Raw genomic sequence first — 21,107 nt, forward strand, 5'->3', positions numbered from 1 at the left:
ATCCTCGACTGGAAGCCCTAGCTTCTCAAACAGGCCCTAGGCCCTTAGGTCCGGTCAAGGCCCCGCAGGTCGAGCAGAGCCGCGTGGAGGGAAAGTCCGGTGCGACCTTGACGAACGTCCGACCTCTGCGGATGGCCTTGGACTCGAGTTTGCGCAGGAACGCGCCCCAGGCGGCATCGTGCACGGATTTGGCGGCCCGCCCATGGGACAGGCTCTTGACATTCAGGTCCTCGGCATAGAGGGCTTGGTTCTCGCCTACCAGTGCCTTGACCTGCTTGTTCAGCCAGTCCTCTCGCTGTGCTCGTACCCGCTCATGGACCCGCGCGACTTTCAGGCGCGCCTTCTCCCGGTTGCGGTTCCCCTTCTGTTTCCGCGAGAAGGCCCGCTGGGCCTTCTTCAACTGGCGCTCCATCCGGGCGAAGAACTTCGGGTTTTCGATGACCTTCCCGCCACGCAGCACCGCGAACGACTTGATCCCGAGATCGATCCCAGTCTCAGCCTCCGGATCCCCTACCGGTTCCAGGACTTCGGCCAAATCGGCTACAGTCACAACGAAACTGGCGAAGTATTTCCCGGTCGGTGTCTTGACGACCGTCACCGAGCTCGGCTCGCTGGGCAGTTCCCTGGACCAGGCGACCTTCAGATCTCCGATCTTGGGCAAACGGAGCCGACCACTACCAAGGACCCTGAACCTGGCATTCCGCGTAAATCTTGCTGACTGCTGCCCGCTACGGCGCTTGAACCGAGGTGGCCCCACCCTCGGACCCTTCCGTTCACTGCCCAAGGAGTCAAAGAAGTTCCTGAAGGCCTGATCTACGTCGACCAGGGCTTGCTGCAGTGCAACCGCCGAAACCTCGCTGAGCCACGCCCGTTCCGGCGTGCCTTTAGCTTCCTTGATCAACATCTTCGATAGCACCGTCTTGCTCGGATACGGTAGGCCTTGGGCATACGCAGCTCTCCGGACAGCTATGGCGTCGTTGTACACAGTCCGCACACACCCGAAGGTGCGCGCGAGCATGGCACGCTGCGGTGCGGTCGGGTAAACCCGAAACCGATATCGCAACTGAACAACCATGCAGAAAAGGTTAGAACCAGCCTCCGACAATCTGAGTCAACCAACCTCCGCCATCCGAATGTGAGTAATGCCATGCCTAGATTTGTAATCCTGAGAGGATCTCAACACTCGGTGTCCCTCCCGGCCTACAAGTTGCGAAGGCACTCGGGAATACTGTCGAAGTAATCGGGTGATCAATTTCCCGGGAGGGTAGGCAGATGCCAGCTATCGCGGTCGTCGGAACGCAGTGGGGCGACGAGGGCAAGGGCAAGGTCACGGACCTGCTCGGCGCCGACATGGACTACGTCGTCCGCTACCAGGGCGGCAACAACGCAGGGCACACGGTGGTGACGCCCGACGGCACCAAGTACGCGATCCACCTGGTGCCGGTGGGAATCCTGACCCCCGGGGTGGTCCCGGTGATCGCCGGCGGCGTCGTCGTCGACCCCAAGTTCCTCATCTCCGAACTGGACGAGCTCACCGCCGGAGGCGTCGACGTCTCGGGCCTCAAACTCTCGGCCGACGCCCACCTGATCATGCCCCACCACCGCGCGCTCGACCGCGTCGTCGAGCGCTACCTGGGCGGCGCCCGCATCGGCACCACCGGCCGCGGCATCGGCCCGGCCTACGCCGACAAGGTCGCCCGTCAGGGCATCCGCGTCCAAGACCTCCTCGACCCGGGCATCCTGGCCCAGAAGCTCGAGCAGATCCTGCGCGAGAAGAACCAGATCCTGGTCAAGGTCTACAACCGCAAGGCCATCGACCCCGAGGCCGTCGCCGAGGAGTACCTGGGCTACGCCGAGCGCCTCAAGCCCTACATCGCCGACACCCGCCTGCTCCTCAACCGGGCACTCGAGGACGGCAAGAACGTGCTCCTCGAAGGCGCCCAGGCGACCATGCTCGACGTCGACCACGGCACCTACCCGTTCGTGACCTCCTCGAACCCGACCGTCGGCGGCGCGTGCGTGGGCACCGGCATCGCCCCGGGCCGGATCGGCACCTCCATCGGCATCATCAAGGCCTACACCACCCGCGTCGGCGCCGGGCCCTTCCCGACCGAGCTGCACGACGAGTTCGGCGAGTTCCTGCTCAAGCGGGGCGGCGAGTACGGGGTGACCACCGGGCGGCGGCGCCGCTGCGGCTGGTTCGACGCGGTCCTGGGCCGCTACGCGGTGCGCGTCAACGGCATCACCGACCTGTTCGTCACCAAGCTCGACGTGCTGTCCGAACTGGACCGGGTGCCGATCTGCGTCGGCTACGAGATCGACGGCGAGCGCTTCGACGAGATGCCGATGACCCAGACCGACGTCCACCACGCCAAGCCGGTCTACGAGTACCACGACGGCTGGTGGGAGGACGTCTCCAAGTGCCGCAAGTTCGAGGAGCTCCCGGCCAACGCCCAGTCCTACATCGAGCGGCTCGAGGAGCTGTGCGGCACGCGGGTGAGCGTCATCGGCGTCGGCCCCGGCCGCGACGAGAACGTCATCCGCCACTCGATGATCTGAACCGGCCCCGACGGCGGGGCCGGTCGAATCGTTCGTCAGGTCGCCGCGGGCGGCGAACCGTCCCCTGTTCTGGAGCCCTCGAGTCGGCCCCGCATCTCGTCGTACGCGGCCGCGTCGATCTCACCGGCCGCGTAGCGCCGGTCGAGGATCTCCCTGGCGCCGGCGTGCTGCGGGAAGGGCGGCCGGGTCGCCTGGACCGGTCCACCGGCCGCGGTTGCGCGGCTGAGCCGCAGTACCGACCACACGATCAGACCGATGATCGCCGCCCAGAACAGGAAGGTCAGCAATCCCCATGCCCAGCCCCATCCGGGCCCGTCGTAGTAGTGCCACATCGGTTACCGCCTTTCGTCCGCTCTCTTCGGCGCTTCCGATTCCACCATCGCCGGTTCCCGGGCGGCTGTGAAGAGCATTAGAGCCCCATCAGGGTGCTCCGAGGAGGCGCCCGGATTTAGCCGGGTGGGGAATCGGAGCCTCACTTTGCGAGCATCCTGTTTAGCGTGAACTCGCCTAACGTATCTACACGCTTATCATGTATAATTCCCTGCATGGCGGATACGCGCACGATGCGCCGCTACTCGAGCGGCGTGTCCGACCTCGGATACCACGTGGTGTGGTGCCCGAAGTACCGTCGCCGCGTCCTCGGCGGCCCGGTCGCGGCACGCCTGCGGGAGCTGATTGAGACCAAAGCCGCCGAGAAGAACTGGGAGATCGTGGCGTTGGAGGTCATGCCCGACCACGTACACCTGTTCGTCAAGGCCGACTCCAAATCGTCACCGTCGCACATCGCCAACCAGTTCAAGGGGTTCACCTCGCGCCTCCTGCGATCGGAGTTTCCGCACCTGCGGACCAGGATGCCCACGCTGTGGTCGTCGTCGTTCTTCGCCGCGACGGTCGGGAACGTCTCGGCCGCGACCGTGAAACGCTACATCGACACCCAGTGGGAACGCCCGATCCGACGCCAGAGCGACATGACATGACCACCGAGACGATCGTGAAGGCGTTCAAGTTCCGCCTGCGTCCGAACCGGAGCCAGCGGCGCATGCTCGCCGCGTGCCTGTCCGACCACTGCGACCTCTACAATGCCGCGTTGGAAGAGCGCCGCACCGCCTGGTCGGCCTCCCGCGTCCCGGTCCGGTACACCCAGCAGTCCGCGCAGCTCAAAGCAATCCGCCACGACGACTCCGGCGGCCAGGGCCGGTGGTCGTTCTCCAGCCAGCAGGCCACGCTGCGCCGCCTGAACCGGGCGTTCGAGGCGTTCTTCCGCCGGATCCGAGGCGGCCAGGAGCCCGGATACCCGCGCTTCCGTTCGCGTCACCGGTTTGACTCAGTGACTTGGCCCAAGGACGGCGACGGCTGCAAGTGGATCGACGGCGACAGCGCATCCGACGGGATCAGCCGCGTCCGGCTCCAGGGCGTCGGCACCGTCCGCGTCCACCGTCACCGGAGCATCGAAGGCATCGTCAAGACGATCACGGTGAAACGCGAAGGCCCAAAGTGGTTCCTCGTGCTCGCCTGCGAGACCGACGCGCCCGGCGAGCAGCCGAAGACCGGCCGAGCCACCGGCATCGATATGGGTGTGACGCACTTCGCGACCACCGCCGATGGCGAGCACATCGCGAACATCGCGCCGCTGAAGACCAACGAGGGCCGCCTGGCCCGGGCGCAGCGGGACCTGGCCCGGTACCCGAAGAACCGGAAGCGCGAAGACCGATCCACTCGGCACTGGCAGGCGGCGCGGAAGGTCGCGAAGCTGCACCGCAAGATCGCCGCGCAGCGCCGCGACTACGCGCACAAGACCGCGAACGCGCTGATCGAGCGGTTCGACGTGATAGCGGTCGAGAAACTCAACATCACGGGCATGACGAAGGCTCCGGCTCCCAGGCCGGACCCCGAGCGCCCCGGCGTGTGGCTTCCCAACGGAGCCAACGCCAAGGCCGGACTCAACAAGCGGATCTTGGACGCCGCCTGGGGACAGTTCATCGACATCCTGACCGTCAAGGCAGCATGGGCCGGGCGCGAAGTGATAGCGGTGGACCCCAGAAACACGTCCCGGACCTGCACCGAGTGCGGCCACTGCGACCCGGACAACCGGGACCGCGAAGACTTTCACTGCACCGCCTGCGGATACAACGACCACGCTGATCGGGTCGGCGCAGTCAACATCGCTTCCAGGGCCGGGCTGGTCCTTGACGGGGATGGGCGACCATCGACGTCAGAAGCCCCACAGCTTTAGCCGTGGGGAGGAGTCACTAGAGTCGGTCGACGACCTGGACGTGGCCGGGCGCGAACGAGGTCAGGCGGGCCAGCAGCTTCTCCGGCTCCAGAGCGAAGTCGGCGCAGCGGACGGCCAGATCGAACCCGGCGACCAGCCCCTCGGTGGCCCGGTTGGCCTCGCGCAGCACCGACCGGTCGATGAAGCCGGGCCGGTCCGACCCGCCCCGGCCCAGGTAGACGTCGGTGGCCAGCAGCAGGTAGGAGTGGCCGCGGCGCCCCGACCCGACCGTGATCGCCGCCAGCTCCTCGACGTTGCTCCAGGGGATCATCAGCACCTTCCCGAAGCTGGGCCGCACCCGCAGCCCGAAGTGGTTGACCATCAGCTTCGGGGGCCGCAGCAGCGGCACCAGGAAGAACACCGAGCCGGCCAGGGCCATGACCGCGAAGAAGCCGGGCAGCGCCACGACCGGGTTCGACTCGCCGGAGTCGAGCGTGCCCGGTTCGGTGTGGACCAGCCACACCAGGGCGCCGATCCCGGCCCCGCACACGACCACGTACAGCGTCATCGAGGAGATGCGGCGCGCCGGGGACGATCGCTGGACGACGGTCCATTCCGAGCTCCTGCGCACCGGGCACCTCCCCATCGACTCTGCGCAACTGTAACCAGAGCGCACCTGTCCACCGCTCGGCCCGCCTCGTCCGTACACTGATAGCAACCCGGTGCCCGAAAGGACCACCCCCGCCGTGGCAATGCCGAAGCACGGCTCGCAGGCTCCACCGAGAGCACCTGCGGGCCACGACCAGTCGAGGGCATCGGGTGCACTGTCCGACCGGCCGACGCCGGGAAGGTACCAGCGAATTGGGGGTTCTCGTGCCGGCGATCCCGGATGAAGGCCTACGCGCGACGCTCGCGACGATGGCTCCCGGCACCGCGCTGCGGGACGGCCTGGAGCGGATCCTGAGGGGCCGCACCGGCGCCCTCATCGTGGTCGGCTGCGACGAGGTCGTGGAGTCGATGTGCACCGGCGGCTTCGAGCTGGACGTCGAGTTCTCGGCGACCCGCCTCCGCGAGTTGTGCAAGATGGATGGCGCGGTGGTTCTGACCACCGACGGCGCCCGCATCGTGCGAGCCGGGGTCCACCTGATGCCCGACTCGGAGATCTTCTCCGCCGAATCGGGGACGCGCCACCGCACCGCCGAGCGCGTGGCCAAGCAGACCGGCCTGCCGGTCATCTCGGTCAGCCAGTCGATGCACACCATCGGCCTCTACATGGGCCACATCCACCACCTGCTGGAGCCGTCGACGAAGATCCTCTCCCGCGCCAACCAGGCCCTGGCAACGCTCGAGCGCTACAAGCAGCGGCTCGACGAGGTGGCCGCGAGCCTGTCGAGCCTGGAGATCGAGGACCTGGTGACCGTGCGGGACGCGGTCACGGTCCTCCAGCGCCTGGAGATGGCCCGCCACATCTCCGACGAGGTCGAGGGCCACGTCATCGAGCTGGGCACCGACGGGCGGCTGCTGGCGCTCCAGCTCGACGAGCTCATGGCCGGGGTCGACATCGACCGGGAGCTGGTGATCCGCGACTACCTGCCCGAGGACGCCGACTTCCACAAGGCCCTGGCCACGGTCGACAGGATGAGCTCCACCGAACTGCTGGACCTGACCGCGGTCGCCCGGGCCCTGGCGTTCCCGAACACGCCGGACATGCTCGAGAAGCGGGTGAGCCCGCGCGGCTACCGGATGCTCGCCAAGGTCCCCCGGCTGCCCGAGGCCGTCGTCGAGCGGGTCGTCGGCCGCTTCAGGACCCTCCCGGAGCTGCTGGGCGTCTCGGTCGAGGACCTCCAGGGAGTGGACGGGATCGGCCCAGGCAGGGCGCAGAACATCCGCGAGAGCCTCACCCGCCTGGCCGAGGTCTCGATCCTGGACCGCTACATCTAGTTCAGGCGCAGTCCGGCCGGCCGCGACTCGGCCTCCCCGAGGCGGGCGCGCAGGTCGTAGTCCCCGGCCGGGAGCGTGCGCCGCTCGCCGGAGCACCCGGCCTCCGAAGCGCGGCCGTCGAGGCGGAACTCGGCGGTCTCGCCCTCGCCGGCGGCCAGCTCGACGGTGCGCTCCTCGGCCTGGTCGCAGTGCGCGGTCGAATAGACCACGTCCTCTCCGGCGGCCAGCTCGACCTCGACCCGGTCCATCGCGACCGTGCACGCCTCGTCGTCACCGCTGGCGACCAGGACGCTGACCGGCACCTCGGAACCGGACCTGGCCTCCTCGAAGGCCGCCACGACCTGGAGCATCAGCTCGTCCTCGCCGCATTCGGGCACCGGCGGCTCGGAGGGCGCGGTCTCCTCGGGGCTGGGCGAGGCGCCCGGCGGCGAGCCGACGACCGAGGGGCGCTGGAGGGTGCTCGAGGCCGACGGCGCGGCCCACTCCTGCGGCTCGGCGTCGCCCTGCGCGGACGAGGACCCGCCGCCGATCGCCTTGAGCGCGAGTACGGCGACCAGCACCAGCCCGATCACGGCCCCGGCCACGATCGCCCGCCGCCTCCAGTAGACCGAGGCCGGCTCCGAGCCCTTCACCAACTTGAATCCGTGCACGTCAGGACGCTAACGCAACCTCGGCGTCGAACGCGGGAACCACACGCGGAGAATGGCCGCCATGGTCGCACCCGATGCTCTCGCAGAGAGGCTCCTGCCCTGGTTCGACGCGCACAACCGGACCGAGCTGCCGTGGCGGCGGCCCGGCACCACCGCCTGGGGCGTGCTGGTCAGCGAGGTGATGAGCCAGCAGACGCAGGTCGCGCGCGTCGCCCCGGTCTGGGAGGCGTGGATGGAACGCTGGCCGACCCCCGAGGACCTGGCCGAGGCGCCGACGTCCGAGGTGCTGCGCGCCTGGGGCCGCATGGGCTACCCGCGGCGGGCGCTGCGGCTCCAGGAGTGCGCGCGCATCGTCGCCGACGAGCACGGCGGCGAGGTCCCCTCCGACCCGGCCGAGCTCGAGCGGCTCCCCGGGATCGGGGTCTACACGGCCGCGGCGGTCGCGGTCTTCCACTACGGGGCCCGCCACCCGGTGGTGGACACCAACGTGCGGCGGGTGGTCGCCCGCCTGGACGGGGAGGCCGACGCCGGGACGGCCACCACGAGGGCCGACATCGCCGCCGCGGCCGCGCTGCTGCCCGAGGCCGCCGGCGTCGCCGCGAAGGTGTCGCTGGCGCTGATGGAGCTGGGCGCCCTGGTCTGCACCGCCCGCGCCCCCGAGTGCGCCAGGTGCCCGCTGACCGACGTGTGCGCGTTCTCCGGCCGCGAGGTCCCGGCCGGGCCCAGCCGGAAGCGCCAGCGATACAAGGGCACCAACCGGCACGCGCGCGGGGAGGTCATGCGCCTGCTCCGGGAGGCCGACGGGCCGGTCGAGCGGGCCCGCGTCGATGCGGTCTGGCCCGACCCGGCGATGCTCGAGGACGCGATCGGCCAATTGATCACCGAGGGCCTCATCGGCACCGACGAGGCCGGAAGATTCGAATTGCCATCCGAGTGACAAGCGGCTTCACCGCTGCTAGTGTCGAATTTGAGAGAACTTCACCAAGCTCGGTTGGTGCCGATCATCGATCGGCGGCTCCGGGTCCTACTCCGCTCCGTCAAACAGAGCGGGGCACCGGACGGGCCGCAGGGCCCGTGCTCACCGCCGGTGCCGGAGCCGAGCACCAGCCGCCTCGGCCGCCCCCGTGCGGCCGGTCGGGAGCACGACGACGCGGCTCGCGCCATCACAACGTCGCGTCGACCGCGGACCGGTCGCTTGAAGCGCTCGAGGCGGTCACGGACGCGCATGGCGCGCCGGGCCGAGTGGAGGACGATGCCGCCGAGGTACCGCGCGCTCAGACCCCGGCGGCACCGTCACGTCCAGGGCTCCTCATCACGCGAAAACGCCGCCGACACGGGGGTGTCCGGCGGCGTTCGCTCGCGCGGCGGGCCCCTGAGGGAGAGGACCCGCTCCGTCTTGGGTTCTAGAGCGCGGGACGGCCGGCAGGGCGGTCCGGCCGTGCCGGACTCACTCGGCCGATTCGCGCTGCGCCGGGATGTCGCCGTTGATCAGGGCGCGGATCTCCGACTCGCGGTAGCGGCGGTGGCCGCCGAGCGTGCGGATCGCCGAGATCTTTCCGGCCTTGGCCCAGCGGGTGACGGTCTTGGGGTCGACGCGGAACATCGCAGCGACCTCTGAGGGCGTGAGCAGGGCCTCGGATTCAACCGGAAGGTTCATGTCTGTCGTCATAGTTCAGTCTCCTCCACAGACGGGCTTGGAATCACCGGCTGCCGCAGCCTCGATTCGTTCCTTCTCCAATCGTCCGTGCTGTCGCAGATGTCCGGCATAGGCCGAACGGCCGAATTTGCCTAGACCTTAAGCGCAATCGGATCGTACGAGTGATCACTCCACAGGAGAATGCACAGCTCCTGGGCCCGCGACGCGAATCGGACTCAGTTCAGCCGTTCGGAGAGACGACGGTCACGCCAGCGCTCGACCAGCCGCGCGTAGCACTCCTGCGCGGCCCCCACCTCGCCCGCGCCGAGGTGGTCGAGTGCCTCCCAGGTGAGGTCCACAGAGTCCTCCGCCCGCAGCTCCTCCGCGCCCATATGGGAGGCGACCCCGCCGTAGTCGAGTTCGACCAGCGACTCGGGGACGAAGCCGTCGAGCCACTCGGCGATCTCGGCCAGCGCCGCCGCCAGGTCCGCGTCGTCGCCGAGCTCGGAGCGCACCAGGTTGCGCGCCACCGCGATCTGCGTGCGGGCCTTGGCCATGGGGGTGCGGTAGCGCAGGTAGCCCTCGCCGGACTGGCGGTCGTCGGGCCTGACGCACGCGAACCAGCGCAACGGAACCGACCACGAGGCGATCTGCTCGTGCGCGTCGCTGGGGGCCTCGTGGCGGTCGGCCCCGGCGTCGTGGGCGACCACCTCGGCCGCCGAGGTCAGGAAGTCGGTCGGCACGAGCGCCTCGGCCACCGGCTCGGGGGTCAGCCGCCGCAGCTCCAGCGCCGACTGGGCGATCCGGTAGCGCAGGTTCCACGGGCACAGCAGCGGCTCGTCCTCGCTCCGGGGGATCACATAGGCTTCCCGCGGGAAACCCGGCACCACCCGCCAGGGCCAGCCGACGCGCTCATACAGGGCCTCGCGGCGCGCCCGGGGCCCGGTCGAGATCGCCGGAGCCCGGCCCGAGGCCGCGTAGGCACGCCAGTAGCCGGCGTCGGCGAATGCCGAGACCGGTTCATACACGCGCAGATACGAGGCGTTCGGTGCGTACACGAGCCAGATACTTCCACAGTCGTGAGCGGACAAGGCAAGGGCCACTCGATCCCGCCGGCACATCCCGCAACCTTCTGACACTTGGATCGTTAGCCCATGCGTCTGAACATCGATTGCTTGATCCATATTTCGGAGATGTCGCCAGGTGAGCAAGAACAGGAACGCCCGATTCTGCTTCCGGTTGCGGATGTCGGCGTCCGCCTTGAAGGCCCTCCATCAGGAATGGGATCGATGCCGGTGGGTTTGGAATGAATGCGTAGCGACCTCGCGCAAGGCACACCGAGCCGGCGAACAGTGCGGGCCGGCCGGGCTCGACCGGATGCTCACAGGCTGGCGCAAGAAGCACGAATGGCTCGGAAACGGGGCGTCAGTTCCGCAGCAGCAGATCATTCGCGATTTCGGCCGCGCCCGCGCCAAGTCACTCATGGACATCAAGAACAGAGTTCCGGTGCGAAAGCGGGCCGGGATGCCGCGGTTCAAACACAAGGGCAGGTCGCGACCATCCCTCAACTTCACAGGAAGCAGTTTCCGCGTCCACGACGGCAGACTGCGGCTCGTCGGCGGCATCACCCTTCGGGTGGTGTGGTCGCGGCCGCTTCCGGCGGAGCCGACCAGCGTGCGGGTCTACCAGGACTCACTGGGCCACTGGTACGCCTCATTCGTCGTGCCCGCACAGACCGAACCGCTTCCCGAGACCGGCACCGCGATAGGTGTGGACTGGGGCGTCAGGGAACTCGCTACGACCACCTCCGACGAGCACGACCTGCCCCACCCCGAACACGGCAAGCGAGCCGAACAGCGGCCCGCCCAACTCCAGAGGGCGATGGCCCGCCGCCGACCCAGACCAGGGCAGAGCTCCTCCCATGGCTACCTCAACGCCCGACTGCAGACCGCCAAGATCTATAAGAAGATCGCACGGCAACGGCAGGACACCGCCCGGAAATGGGCCAAGCGGGTAGTCAGAGACTTCGACCGCCTGGCGGTGGAGGACATCCGTCCGAAATTCTTGGCCAAGAGCACCATGGCCCGCAAGCACTGTCGTGAACTGCATCTGGTTCACGCGGCGTACACGACCACCGAGTGCGCGCAGTGTGGGGCGAGAACCAAGCACGCGCCGCCGCTGTCCGAACGCACCTACCACTGCATGAACTGCGGGCTCTCCATGCCGAGAGACAAGAACTCGGCCCTGGTGATGCTCGTCCGGGCTGGTTTCCACCCGGTTGGCGTTGAGAGCGGAAGACCTGAGCGGCCGCAGGCCGTTCAGGCGGCTTGAGCCAGGAATCGCCTCCCCGGAGGCGAGGATTCAAAGTCTTACACTGGCCTCGTAGGCATACCCGCGCTACACCGAACGCGCCGGCCGCGACCCGGTCGGCCGCGGAACGGTCGGACCGACTGTTCAAAGAACTGGAGAGCAAGCCATGAGCATCTTCGACGCCAGCGGCCACGAGCAGGTCGTGTTCTGCCACGACCCGGAATCGGGACTGCGAGCCATCATCGCGATCTATTCGACCGCGCTCGGCCCGGCCCTCGGCGGCACCCGCTTCTACCCCTACGCGAACGAGGCCGAGGCCCTCACCGACGTGCTGCACCTGTCGGAGGGCATGGCCTACAAGAACGCGATCGCCGGCCTCGACCACGGCGGCGGCAAGGCCGTCATCTGGGGCGATCCGGCCTCCGCCAAGAGCGAGGCGCTGCTGCGCGCCTACGGGCGCTTCGTCGAGAGCCTGGGCGGACGCTACGTGACCGCCTGCGACGTGGGGACCTATGTGGAGGACATGGACCACGTGGCCCGCGAGACCCGCCATGTGACCGGCCGCTCCCCCGAAGCCGGGGGCGCCGGGGACTCCTCGATCCTGACCGCCTACGGGGTCTTCCAGGCCATGCGGGCCGCCGCCCGCCACCGCTGGGGCTCCGACTCCCTGGCCGGCCGGACCGTGGGCGTGGCCGGGCTCGGCAAGGTCGGGCGCCACCTGCTGCCGCACCTGACCGAGGCCGGGGCCGACATCGTCGCCACCGACGTCAGCGCCCCCGCCCGCGCCTGGGCCTCCGAGCACTTCCCGAAGGTCAGGCAGGCCGACGACACCGACGAGATGATCGCCGCCGGTCTCCACATCTACGCCCCGTGCGCGATGGGCGGTGCGCTCAACGAGCGCTCGCTCAAGCTGATGGACACCGAGATCGTCTGCGGGGCGGCCAACAACCAGCTCGCCGAGCCCGGGGTCGCCGCCGAGCTGGACCGGGCCGGGATCCTCTACTGCCCCGACTACGTGGTCAACTCCGGCGGGGTCATCCAGGTCGCCGACGAGTACGACGGCGCCTTCGACTTCGAACGCGCCAAGCGCCGCACCACCGGGATCTTCGGGACGACCGCGAGGATCCTCGAGCGCGCCGAGGCCGAGGGGGCGACGCCGGAGGCGGCCGCCGAGGTCATCGCCGAGGAGCGCATGGCCTCGGTCGGGCGGCTCCAGCGGATTCGCCTGTTCGACTGACCACAGTTTCCGCATGTTGGGCGATCGTCTCCCAATTCATGGGACGGCAGCATGGCGGCCGTTCGTGTCGCTCTCTGCGCGAACGCCGGGAATCTGTGGCATCCAACTCATGGGCCGGGATGCAACCGAGCGCCGCGAGGTTGTACCGTAGGAGCCACGAAGAGATTGCAAGCATGCCGGGGCGCCTTAACGGCTGCCCCGATGATTTCTGTGCGAGGGGGTCGAGCCATATGGGGCGCGGCCGAGCCAAGGCAAAGCAGACCAAAGTGGCCCGGAAGCTCAAGTACCATGCTCCGAACACGGACCTGCGCGCGCTCGAGCGCGAGTTGGCCGGTTCCCGTGACGACGTGGGCGACGAGCGATCCGACGACGACCACGACGAGTACTCTGCGCTTGCGGAGCGGTACAACGCGGACGACGAAGAGATCCGCGAAGATGACTGGATCCCGCCGAAGAAGCAATGAGATCGGCCTCCGGTAGGGCCCGCCCGAGGCGGCCCGGGCGGATCTCGACCCGAAGCACATGAAGGGGCGGTCGGTGACCGCCCCTTCGGTGTAAGCGCCTTACTGCTGCGGCGGCTGCGGCCACTGGTTCTGCTGCGTGGCCTGCGGCTGCTGCGCCTGCTGCTGCTGGGGGTAGCCCGCCGCCTGCTGCTGCTGGGCGGCCTGCGCCGCCTCGGCCTGCTGCTTCGCGGCGGCCTCGCTCGACGGAACCATGACCGCTCCCGTCGCGAACAGTCCGTAGGCCGCGATCAGGAGCAGCGCGCCGATCCACGCCGAGGCGTCGGAGGCGCTGTCGCCGTCGGGCAGCGCGAGGACCGCCAGCAGGAAGCTCGTCAGGAACAGGACGACACCGGCCAACGCGAGCGTCTTCCACAGCATGCGGAGTTTCTCGCCGGCGAACAGGGTGAGAGCGAACATGACGATCACCCCCACCAGGGTGTTCTGCAGGCCGATGCCGAGGCTGAACTCGCCGGCGAGGCCCAGATGCCCCCCGATCAGACCGGCGAGCACGGTGTCGTCGCTGGTCCCGGTGATCAGACCCGCGAGCAGCAGCGCACCCAGACCGGACAGGCCCAGGATGGCCGGCATCGAGGGGACGCCGAGCTTGTCGAACAGCGAGGGGCCCTGCGGGGCATAGGCCGCGTACTGCTGCTGTGCCTGGTACTGCGCCTGCGGTGAGGCGTACTGGGGCGGGTAGCCCTGCTGCTGCGGTTGGCCGGAGGTCGGCTGCTGCGGATAGCCCGCTCCTGATTGCTGTTCACTCATGGCCCCATCATGCCCTGATGCCGCAAGGAACGACGGGGGTGGGGGGAGAACGCGGCGCAGATCGCGCCGTGGCGGTGGGCGAGCCCGTAGGCTTGACCCATGTCGCAACGTCTCCGTCCCGTTTCGCCTATTTGGGTGGCCGGCCGGCCGCAGCACGGTGAGGAGGAGTTCTTCGTCTCCCACCCCTATGACGACTCCCCGGTCGGGGCGACCTCTTGGGCGACCGCCGGGCAGGTGGAGGCGGCGGTGGCCGCGGCCACCGGTGCCGCCGCAGAGAGCGCGGCCCTGCCGGCGCACGTGCGCGCCGAGGCGCTCGAGCACGTGCGCAGGCGTCTCGACGAGGAGGCCGAGACGACCGCGGAGCTGATCACCGCCGAGTCGGGGAAGCCGATCGCCTGGGCGCGCGTGGAGGTCGACCGCGCGGTCTCGACCTTCCGCTGGGCCGCCGAGGAGGCCCGCCGCTTCACCGGCGACGTGCAGCGGCTCGACACCGACCCGAACGCCGAGGGCCGGATGGCGCTGGTCCGGCGCTTCGCGCGCGGGCCGGTCCTGGGCATCACGCCGTTCAACTTCCCGCTGAACCTGGTGGCGCACAAGATGGCCCCGGCGATCGCCGCGGGCTGCCCGGTCGTGCTGAAGCCGGCCCCGGCCACGCCGCTGTCGGCGCTGCACCTGGGCGCGCTGCTTTCCGAGACCGAGCTGCCCGCGGGCATGGTGTCGGTGCTGCCGGTGCCCAACGAGCGGGCCGGCCAGCTGGTCGAGGACCCGCGGCTGCCGGTGGTGTCGTTCACCGGCTCGGCGCGGGTGGGCGCGCGGATCCGGCGCGTCGTGCCCGAGAAGCACGTGGTGCTCGAACTGGGCGGGAACGCCGCGGCGCTGGTGACCGCCGACTACCCGGACCGGGACTGGGCCGCCGAGCGGATCGCGATGTTCGGGAACTACCAGGCCGGTCAGTCGTGCATCGCCGTCCAGCGGGTGTTCATCGAGGCCGGGGCATATGCGGACATGGCGCGGCGGATCACCGACCGCGTCAGGGCGCTGGTCTCGGGCGATCCGACCGACCCGGCCTGCAAGGTCGGTCCGATGATCAGCGCCGAGGCGGCCGAGCGGGTCGAGTCCTGGATCGGCGAGGCGGTCGAGGGAGGGGCGAAGGTGCTGTGCGGCGGCGGGCCCCGCAAGGGCGCGAGCCTGGAGCCGACGGTGCTGACCGACGTGCGCGCCGACGCGAGGGTGCTGCGCGAGGAGGTCTTCGGCCCGGTGCTGGTGCTGCGGTCGGTGCGCGACTTCGAGGCCGGACTGGACGCGATCAACGACTCCCGGTACGGGCTCCAGGCCGGGGTGTTCACCGAGAGCCTGCCGCAGGCGATGCGGGCCCACCGGGAGCTGGAGGTCGGCGGGGTCGTCATCGGGGACGTGCCCTCGTTCAGGGCCGATCAGATGCCCTACGGCGGAGTCAAGGCGTCGGGCGTCGGGCGCGAAGGGGTCAGATCGACTATGGACGACTACACCGTGGAGCGGGTGTTGATCCTGCCCGATACGCTGTAACGCATGAGCTACCCCCCGTCTCAGTACCCTGTCGGCGGCTACACCCCGCCTCCGGGCCCCCCGTCCCGGCCGCGCCGGAGCCTGCCCATGATCAGCGCGGTCGTGATCGTCTGCACCGCGGTGCTGCTCGGCTCGATCCTGACCGTCGCCTACCTGGTCAACCGCGACTCCGACGACGACGGCACGACGAACGTCGCCGACGAGGGCGCGGACACCGGCGGTGACGACGGCGGCGAGGACGGCGGCGAAGACACCGGGGAGGACTCCGCGGAGGCGGCGGGCGATCCCGACGGGGTCGCGGTGATCGTCATCGAGATGATGTACGGCGTCAGCGACGAGGACCCGGACGCCTACGTCTGCTCGACCCCTGGGCCGATGCTGAACGACCTCGAGGCCACCAGTGAGGAGATCAGCGAGACGCTGGGCGACACGCTCGAGTCGATCGAGGACTGGGAGTTCACCGCGATGGATTCGAGCACACAGGGCGAAACCGCCGAAGTCGAGGTCGGCATCGAGATTTACGGGACGGAGACCTCGATCGGGACCATCGAGCTCATCGTGGAGGACGGCTCCTGGCGGGCCTGCGACTTCACTCTCTGAGTCGCCGGGCTACGGGCACCTGCGTAGACGGCGCGCTATAGCTTGGAGTCATGACTGTTCCTCCGAACTACAGCGTCCCGCCCGAGTACCCGCCGCCCCCGCCGGGCGGCGGAGGGTTCGGGTACGGCGGACAGCCGCCGCAGCCGGAGGGCCCGAAGAATCGCAACTGGCTCATCGGCGGCATCGTCATCGGCACCACAGCGGTGCTCCTCGGCTCGATCCTGATCGTGGCGCTCCTGGTCAACCGGGGCGGCGACGGCGACCAGGACTCGGCCACCGGAGAAGAGAGCGAATCGGCCTCGGCCGAGGAGGATCCGACGGACGAGGAGACCACTCCGGCCGAGGAGGAGACCACCGAGGCGGAGTACGAGTCCGAGATCGGCCTGTGTCTCAGCTACGATCCCGACATCGTCGGGGACGGCCTCGAGACGGTCGACTGCTCGGATTCGACGGCGTTCTGGGAGATCACCAACCAGTCCTACGACATCAGCGGCTCGGTCGACTCCGAGGGCAACCTCACCGACAACCAGGTCGCCTACGACCTGTGCGGCGAGGAGTACGGGGCTTCGCCGCTGGGCGAGGCGTGGACGAACTGGCAGTACGTGTACTCCTCGGGCGCGCTCGACTCGATGTACTGCATCGAGGCGGTCGGGAACCCCGATCCGGAGAACTCCGACCGCACCCCGTACACGCCCACCGACGGCGACTGCTTCGACGACGACCCCGACAAGTGGTGGACCGTCGACTGCGGCTCCTCCACGGCGGTGTACAAGGTCGTCGGCCACGTCGACATCGACGAACCGCGCGAGTTGTCCACCGACGAGGCCGGCGACGAGGCCACCTGCGGCGGCGGCTACTACTGGCAGGTGACCGACGTCGAGGGCCGGACCACCTCGATCATCTGCGGCGACGAGCTCTAGCCGAAGCGGCCGGTGATGTAGTCCTCGGTGCGGGAGTCCGACGGGTTGGAGAACAGCTTCTGGGTCTGGTCGAACTCGACCAGGAAGCCGTAGCGGTCGCCGGCGTCGTCGACTTCGGCGGAGTAGAACGCGGTCGAGTCGGACACGCGCGCGGCCTGCTGCATGTTGTGGGTGACGATGACGATGGTGTAGTCCTCGACCAGGCCGTTCATCAGCTCCTCGATGCGAGCGGTGGCGATCGGGTCGAGGGCCGAGCACGGCTCGTCCATCAGCAGGACCTCGGGTTCGACGGCGATCGCGCGGGCGATGCACAGGCGCTGCTGCTGGCCGCCGGAGAGCGCCAGGGCGCTCTTCTTGAGGTTGTCCTTGACCTCGTCCCACAGGGCCGCGCCGCGCAGGGCCCGCTCGACGCGGCCGGACAGGTCGTCCTTCATGCCGTTGATGCGCAGGCCGTAGGCGACGTTGTCGAAGATCGACTTCGGGAACGGGTTGGCCTTCTGGAAGACCATGCCGATGTGCCGCCGGACCGCGATCGGGTCCACCGCGGAGGAGTAGATGTCCTGGCCGTGGTAGGTGACCGAGCCGGTGACGCGGGCGCCGGGGATGAGGTCGTTCATGCGGTTGAGCGAGCGCAGCACCGTGGACTTGCCGCAGCCGGAGGGGCCGATCATGGCGGTGATGCGGTTGCGCTCGACCGGGAGGGAGACGTCACGGACGGCGTGGTTGCGCCCGTAGTGGACGCCCACGCCCTTGAGTTCGATGATGGTGTCGGTCGCCTGCTTGGCGCCGACAGCTTTGGTCTCGATGGCTACCGGTTCGCTCCGGTTGCTCGTCTTGTTCACTGACACGCAATCTCCAATCACCGAATTTCAACCGCGGTTAACGTGTCCTGTACTCATGGAATGCGATCCAAGTGCACGCCAGGGGGCTATTCGGTGAACGGACAGTGAACGAGGACTTTGAGTTGCGTCTCAGGCGTGCTCCGGCGGCAGCAGCTCGTCGTTCGGGTAGCCCCCGAGCAGGTCGTCGGTGGCGGTCAGCTCGAACTCCTCGGCGAGCGGGAACGACCCCAGGTCGACCGGGGTCGAGACGTCGCCGTCCTCGGCCAGCTCCAGGAGCATCCCGCGGACGACCTGCGGCGGCAGCCCGGCGTGCTCGCCGAGCGCGGCCAGGGACACCGAGACGGTCACCGAGGAGGCCCCGCCGGGCAGGCGGAAGTGGCCCTCGGAGTCGAACTCGTACTCGACCCCGCCGACCCTCCTGACGGCGATGGCGGTCAGCTCCTCGAGGTCTCCGCGCTGCTCGGCGGCCTCCTCGATGGCCTCGAGCTTGTCGAAGGCCAGCACGTCGAAGGGGTTGATGTAGAGCTGGGGGGCCACGAACAGCTGCCCGTCGCGGGCCTCGCCGCGGTACAGCCCCAGGGCGAGCAGGAACTCCAGCAGGTCCCGGACGGTGTGCGGGACGGGCAGCCCGCTGCGCTCGCAGTGGATCGTGAAGGCCGCGATGCGGTCGCTCCGCTCGCCGGTGGCCCGGTCGTACTCCTCGCGGGCCTCCTTCTCGATGACCTCGTCGGAGGCGCCGTAGTGGTGCTCCTTGGCCTCGGCGATCCAGTCGTCGACGTCGCCGGGGTCGCACCAGACCGGCTCGTTCCAGATGTCCTCGTCGGGGAAGACGTCGGCCCACCAGGAAGCGGGGAACGGGTTCAGCGAGGGGACGGTGCGGAACAGCTCGATGCTGCACGGCATGATCCGGATCCACGCGGGGTGCATCGGGGCTTGGACCGGGCCGGACTCGTCTCCGCCGCCGAAGGGCCTATCGAAAGCTTCCACCCGTCGAAGGTAGCAGCGCGGCCCGACGCCGCCGGGCCGCAGCGGGCGCGTGCTGTTACGCCGGTAGCTGAACGCGTTCGAAGCCGCCTCAGCGGTTTGTTGTCGGTGTTGCTCAGTGCCCGTTGAGTGCCCTTTGCGCCGAGGCGGCTCGGCGCGGCGGATGCCGCCGTTCCGAGAACGGAGCGTCCCTCGCGCGAAGCCGACGTTACTCCTATCGATATAAGTCGATATCGCCCGCGCGGCCGCTATCCGCTAGCCATTCGACCGAATACCCGACAAGTCCGGTTCGAAAGCGTCCAGAGGGGCCGCGTCACCGGGAGTGAGGTACTCCAGCGTGCGGACCTGCTGCGCCAGCAGCTGCCCCACCTCGACGAGCTGATCGGCGGCGTTGAGGACGAGCCAGTGCTGGTACTCGGCGTAACGTGAGTCGACCTGCGCTTCGGCGGTCAATGTTCCTCCCAGATGCGATAAACGGTGCAATGACCCCAAAAACTACTCGGCGTGAGCCCTGCACGGATTAACGACACGCCCGCTTCCGGCGAAATGCATCTGCGGGTGTGAATCACAGCGGGCTCAGTCTCTCAAGACCAGCCGCAGGACCTCGTCGCCGTCCTCGGCGATCTCGACCGGGACGCCCCAGTCCTGGCGGGTCAGGTGGCAGGCCGGATGCTCGGCCTCCGCGTCGCAGGTCGCCGCCTGCGCCACCACCTGGAGCACGCCGCGCCCGATCCCGGCCTCCAGGACCAGTTCGCGCTCGAGCTCCTCACCGGTCCCGGCGCCGGAGGCCAGCAGCTGCGGCGGGTCGGCCGAGACCTTCAGCGACAGCGGCGAACCGAAGCTGAAGTCGAGCTTCTGCCCGGAGGCCGGCTCGAACGGCACCTCCAGGCGCAGCCGCCCCGGCCTGACGCGGACGGCCTTGCGGGTCACGCGGTGGTGGCGCCCGTCCACCACGGTCTCGGCGAGGCGCGGGGCGGTCAGGCGGTGGGCGGCCGACTCGACCACGACCGCGCGGCCGCCGACGGCGATCACGTCGCTGGGCTCGGCCAGCCCGGAGGCGAGCGTCGACAGCTCCCCCGTGGCCGGGTCGTAGCAGCGCAGCGCCCCGTTGTAGGTGTCAGCCACGCCGATGCGCCCGTCCGGCAGGACGCCGACGCCGAGCGGGTGCTGCATGAGCGCCTCGTCGCCGACGCCGTCGACGTGCCCGAAGTCGAACAGGCCCTGGCCGACCGCGGTGTGCATCCGCCCGTCGCGGACGTACCGCAGCGCCGAGGTCTCGGCGTCGGCGATCCACAGCCGGTCGCCGTCGGCGGCCAGGGCGGACGGCTGGGCCATCCACACCTGGTCGAGCGGGCCGTCCCTGAGGCTCTCGACGGTCGTCCCGGCCCACTGCCCGGCGGTGCCGGCGACCGGGTCGAAGTGCCACAGCTGGTGGATCCCGGCCATGGCCACGATGATCCGGCCGGAGAACCAGGCGACGTCCCACGGCGAGGACAGGTCGACCTCCAGCGCGGCGTCGGTGCCGTTGTCGCTGCGCCACTGCTTCCCGGTCCCGGCCACGGTGGTGGTGCGGCCGTCGGACAGCCGCACGCCCCGCAGCAGGTGGTTGACGGTGTCGGCCACGACCACGTCGTAGCCGACCGCGGCGGCCGTCTCGGGCGGCAGCAGCGCCAGGCCCTGCGGCTCGTTGAACCGCGGCTCGGTGCCGTCGGCGCGGCCCCTCTCTCCGGAGCCGATCACCGACACGACCGTCCCGTCGACGGCGCCGTCGAGCCGCTCGGGCGCGGCCAGACGCACCAGGCGGTGCCGGGCCGAGTCGCTGACCAGCAGGTCGCCGCCGGGCAGCTCGACGGCCTTGCCGGGGAAGCGCAGCGCGGTCTCGGCCGCCGGCGGCGCCACGTACAGGTCGCCGCCGGGGTCCAGGGTGCCGGCGGCGGTGTGGGTCTCGACCAGGTCGCCGACGATCGCGTCGAGCGCCTCCAGGTGCCCCTCGCCAGCCATGGTGGACACGACGTAGCCGGTCGGGTCGACCACGACCAGGGTCGGCCAGGCGCGGGCGGCGTAGGCGTCCCAGGTGACCAGGTCGGGGTCGTCGAGGACAGGGTGGTCGACGCCGTAGCGCTCCACGGCGGCCGCGAGGGCCGCGGGGTCGCGCTCGTGCTCGAACTTCGGCGAGTGGACGCCGACGACGACGAGCGCGTCGCCGTACTTCTCCTCCAGCGGCCGCAGCTCGTCGAGGACGTGCAGGCAGTTTACGCAGCAGAACGTCCAGAAGTCGAGGATCGCGACCCTGCCGCTGAGGCTGTCGAGGTCGAGGTCGCGGCCGCCGGTGTTGAGCCATCCGCGGCCGACGAGCTCGGCCGCGCGCACGCGGGACTGTTTCACCGCACGAGCCTAGCTCGC

At 69.4% G+C, this 21,107-nt stretch carries 23 protein-coding genes; 12 read left to right on the plus strand and 11 right to left on the minus strand.

Going from position 1 to position 21,107, the window contains the following annotated elements:
* Positions 1 to 25 precede the first annotated feature (25 nt).
* Positions 26 to 1,075: an RNA-guided endonuclease InsQ/TnpB family protein gene (locus tag JFB92_RS18580; RefSeq protein WP_199042309.1), complete on the minus strand. Its 1,050-nt coding sequence runs from the start codon at positions 1,073 to 1,075 to the stop codon at positions 26 to 28.
* A 197-nt stretch (positions 1,076 to 1,272) separates the two neighbouring features.
* Here JFB92_RS18580 and JFB92_RS18585 point away from each other — a divergent pair, with 197 nt between their 5' ends.
* Entirely contained in the window at positions 1,273 to 2,559 is a 1,287-nt protein-coding gene (locus JFB92_RS18585) for an adenylosuccinate synthase (RefSeq protein WP_199042310.1), read from the plus strand.
* A gap of 35 nt (positions 2,560 to 2,594) precedes the next feature.
* On the opposite strand, the gene JFB92_RS18590 is transcribed toward JFB92_RS18585, so the two are convergent.
* Positions 2,595 to 2,891, minus strand: coding sequence for an SHOCT domain-containing protein (locus tag JFB92_RS18590; protein ID WP_199042311.1), 297 nt, complete (start codon positions 2,889 to 2,891; stop codon positions 2,595 to 2,597).
* Between the two features lie 213 nt (positions 2,892 to 3,104).
* Between JFB92_RS18590 and tnpA the strand changes: the two genes are divergently transcribed.
* Positions 3,105 to 3,536, plus strand: coding sequence for an IS200/IS605 family transposase (gene tnpA / locus JFB92_RS18595; RefSeq protein ID WP_199042312.1), 432 nt, complete (start codon positions 3,105 to 3,107; stop codon positions 3,534 to 3,536).
* Positions 3,537 to 3,547: 11 nt separating this feature from the next.
* Entirely contained in the window at positions 3,548 to 4,792 is a 1,245-nt protein-coding gene (locus JFB92_RS18600; protein WP_372451664.1) for an RNA-guided endonuclease InsQ/TnpB family protein, read from the plus strand.
* A 16-nt stretch (positions 4,793 to 4,808) separates the two neighbouring features.
* On the opposite strand, the gene JFB92_RS18605 is transcribed toward JFB92_RS18600, so the two are convergent.
* A complete protein-coding gene (locus JFB92_RS18605; protein WP_199042314.1) occupies positions 4,809 to 5,402 on the minus strand; it encodes a hypothetical protein in 594 nt (197 codons plus the stop codon).
* Between the two features lie 287 nt (positions 5,403 to 5,689).
* Between JFB92_RS18605 and disA the strand changes: the two genes are divergently transcribed.
* Positions 5,690 to 6,712 (plus strand): DNA integrity scanning diadenylate cyclase DisA, encoded by a 1,023-nt coding sequence (gene disA, locus JFB92_RS18610; RefSeq protein ID WP_199042316.1) that lies wholly within the window; start codon positions 5,690 to 5,692, stop codon positions 6,710 to 6,712.
* Here the strand turns inward: disA and JFB92_RS18615 are convergent.
* A complete protein-coding gene (locus tag JFB92_RS18615; RefSeq protein WP_199042318.1) occupies positions 6,709 to 7,362 on the minus strand; it encodes a hypothetical protein in 654 nt (217 codons plus the stop codon). The genes disA and JFB92_RS18615 overlap by 4 nt on opposite strands.
* 61 nt (positions 7,363 to 7,423) lie before the next feature.
* Here JFB92_RS18615 and JFB92_RS18620 point away from each other — a divergent pair, with 61 nt between their 5' ends.
* Positions 7,424 to 8,299, plus strand: coding sequence for an iron-sulfur binding domain-containing protein (locus JFB92_RS18620; protein WP_233163495.1), 876 nt, complete (start codon positions 7,424 to 7,426; stop codon positions 8,297 to 8,299).
* Between the two features lie 510 nt (positions 8,300 to 8,809).
* On the opposite strand, the gene JFB92_RS18625 is transcribed toward JFB92_RS18620, so the two are convergent.
* Complete coding sequence (locus JFB92_RS18625; RefSeq protein ID WP_199042365.1) at positions 8,810 to 9,019, minus strand: BldC family transcriptional regulator; 210 nt, start codon at positions 9,017 to 9,019, stop codon at positions 8,810 to 8,812.
* A gap of 215 nt (positions 9,020 to 9,234) precedes the next feature.
* Positions 9,235 to 10,056, minus strand: coding sequence for a DUF8083 family protein (locus tag JFB92_RS18630; RefSeq protein ID WP_199042321.1), 822 nt, complete (start codon positions 10,054 to 10,056; stop codon positions 9,235 to 9,237).
* 96 nt (positions 10,057 to 10,152) lie between these two features.
* On the opposite strand from JFB92_RS18630, the gene JFB92_RS18635 reads away from it, so the two are divergent.
* The 4 genes from JFB92_RS18635 (at position 10,153) to JFB92_RS18650 (ending at position 13,009) form a co-directional block, all read left to right on the plus strand.
* Complete coding sequence (locus tag JFB92_RS18635) at positions 10,153 to 10,308, plus strand: hypothetical protein (RefSeq protein WP_199042375.1); 156 nt, start codon at positions 10,153 to 10,155, stop codon at positions 10,306 to 10,308.
* Positions 10,244 to 11,329, plus strand: a complete 1,086-nt coding sequence (locus tag JFB92_RS18640) for an RNA-guided endonuclease InsQ/TnpB family protein (RefSeq protein WP_199042367.1) — start codon at positions 10,244 to 10,246, stop codon at positions 11,327 to 11,329. Before JFB92_RS18635 ends, JFB92_RS18640 begins: the two co-directional genes overlap by 65 nt.
* A 145-nt stretch (positions 11,330 to 11,474) precedes the next feature.
* Positions 11,475 to 12,545, plus strand: a complete 1,071-nt coding sequence (locus JFB92_RS18645) for a Glu/Leu/Phe/Val dehydrogenase dimerization domain-containing protein (protein ID WP_199042322.1) — start codon at positions 11,475 to 11,477, stop codon at positions 12,543 to 12,545.
* Between the two features lie 230 nt (positions 12,546 to 12,775).
* Positions 12,776 to 13,009, plus strand: a complete 234-nt coding sequence (locus JFB92_RS18650; RefSeq protein WP_199042324.1) for a DUF3073 domain-containing protein — start codon at positions 12,776 to 12,778, stop codon at positions 13,007 to 13,009.
* 99 nt (positions 13,010 to 13,108) lie between these two features.
* On the opposite strand, the gene JFB92_RS18655 is transcribed toward JFB92_RS18650, so the two are convergent.
* Positions 13,109 to 13,813, minus strand: a complete 705-nt coding sequence (locus JFB92_RS18655; protein WP_199042326.1) for a hypothetical protein — start codon at positions 13,811 to 13,813, stop codon at positions 13,109 to 13,111.
* A 99-nt stretch (positions 13,814 to 13,912) separates the two neighbouring features.
* On the opposite strand from JFB92_RS18655, the gene JFB92_RS18660 reads away from it, so the two are divergent.
* Genes JFB92_RS18660 through JFB92_RS18670 form a run of 3 tightly spaced genes read left to right on the plus strand, consistent with a single transcriptional unit; the run spans position 13,913 to position 16,878 of the window.
* Complete coding sequence (locus JFB92_RS18660) at positions 13,913 to 15,358, plus strand: aldehyde dehydrogenase family protein (protein ID WP_199042328.1); 1,446 nt, start codon at positions 13,913 to 13,915, stop codon at positions 15,356 to 15,358.
* Positions 15,359 to 15,361: 3 nt separating this feature from the next.
* Positions 15,362 to 15,958, plus strand: a complete 597-nt coding sequence (locus tag JFB92_RS18665) for a hypothetical protein (RefSeq protein WP_199042330.1) — start codon at positions 15,362 to 15,364, stop codon at positions 15,956 to 15,958.
* A gap of 50 nt (positions 15,959 to 16,008) precedes the next feature.
* Positions 16,009 to 16,878: an LppU/SCO3897 family protein gene (locus JFB92_RS18670; RefSeq protein WP_199042332.1), complete on the plus strand. Its 870-nt coding sequence runs from the start codon at positions 16,009 to 16,011 to the stop codon at positions 16,876 to 16,878.
* Here JFB92_RS18670 and pstB read toward each other — a convergent pair.
* The 4 genes from pstB to JFB92_RS26690 form a co-directional block, all read right to left on the minus strand.
* The gene (gene pstB, locus JFB92_RS18675) at positions 16,875 to 17,720 is read right to left on the minus strand and encodes a phosphate ABC transporter ATP-binding protein PstB (RefSeq protein ID WP_372451662.1); all 846 of its coding nucleotides are present in this window, start codon (positions 17,718 to 17,720) and stop codon (positions 16,875 to 16,877) included. The two genes, JFB92_RS18670 and pstB, sit on opposite strands and share 4 nt — an antisense overlap.
* Before the next feature lie 129 nt (positions 17,721 to 17,849).
* Positions 17,850 to 18,707, minus strand: coding sequence for a DUF6042 family protein (locus JFB92_RS18680; RefSeq protein WP_199042334.1), 858 nt, complete (start codon positions 18,705 to 18,707; stop codon positions 17,850 to 17,852).
* A gap of 252 nt (positions 18,708 to 18,959) precedes the next feature.
* On the minus strand, positions 18,960 to 19,157 hold the full coding sequence (locus JFB92_RS18685) for a hypothetical protein (protein ID WP_199042335.1): 198 nt from the start codon (positions 19,155 to 19,157) through the stop codon (positions 18,960 to 18,962).
* 123 nt (positions 19,158 to 19,280) lie between these two features.
* Positions 19,281 to 21,089: an NHL domain-containing thioredoxin family protein gene (locus tag JFB92_RS26690; RefSeq protein ID WP_199042336.1), complete on the minus strand. Its 1,809-nt coding sequence runs from the start codon at positions 21,087 to 21,089 to the stop codon at positions 19,281 to 19,283.
* Positions 21,090 to 21,107 lie beyond the last annotated feature (18 nt).

The organism is Glycomyces salinus (assembly GCF_016428645.1).
In the GTDB taxonomy this organism is placed as follows: Bacteria; Actinomycetota; Actinomycetes; order Mycobacteriales; family Micromonosporaceae; genus Glycomyces; species Glycomyces salinus.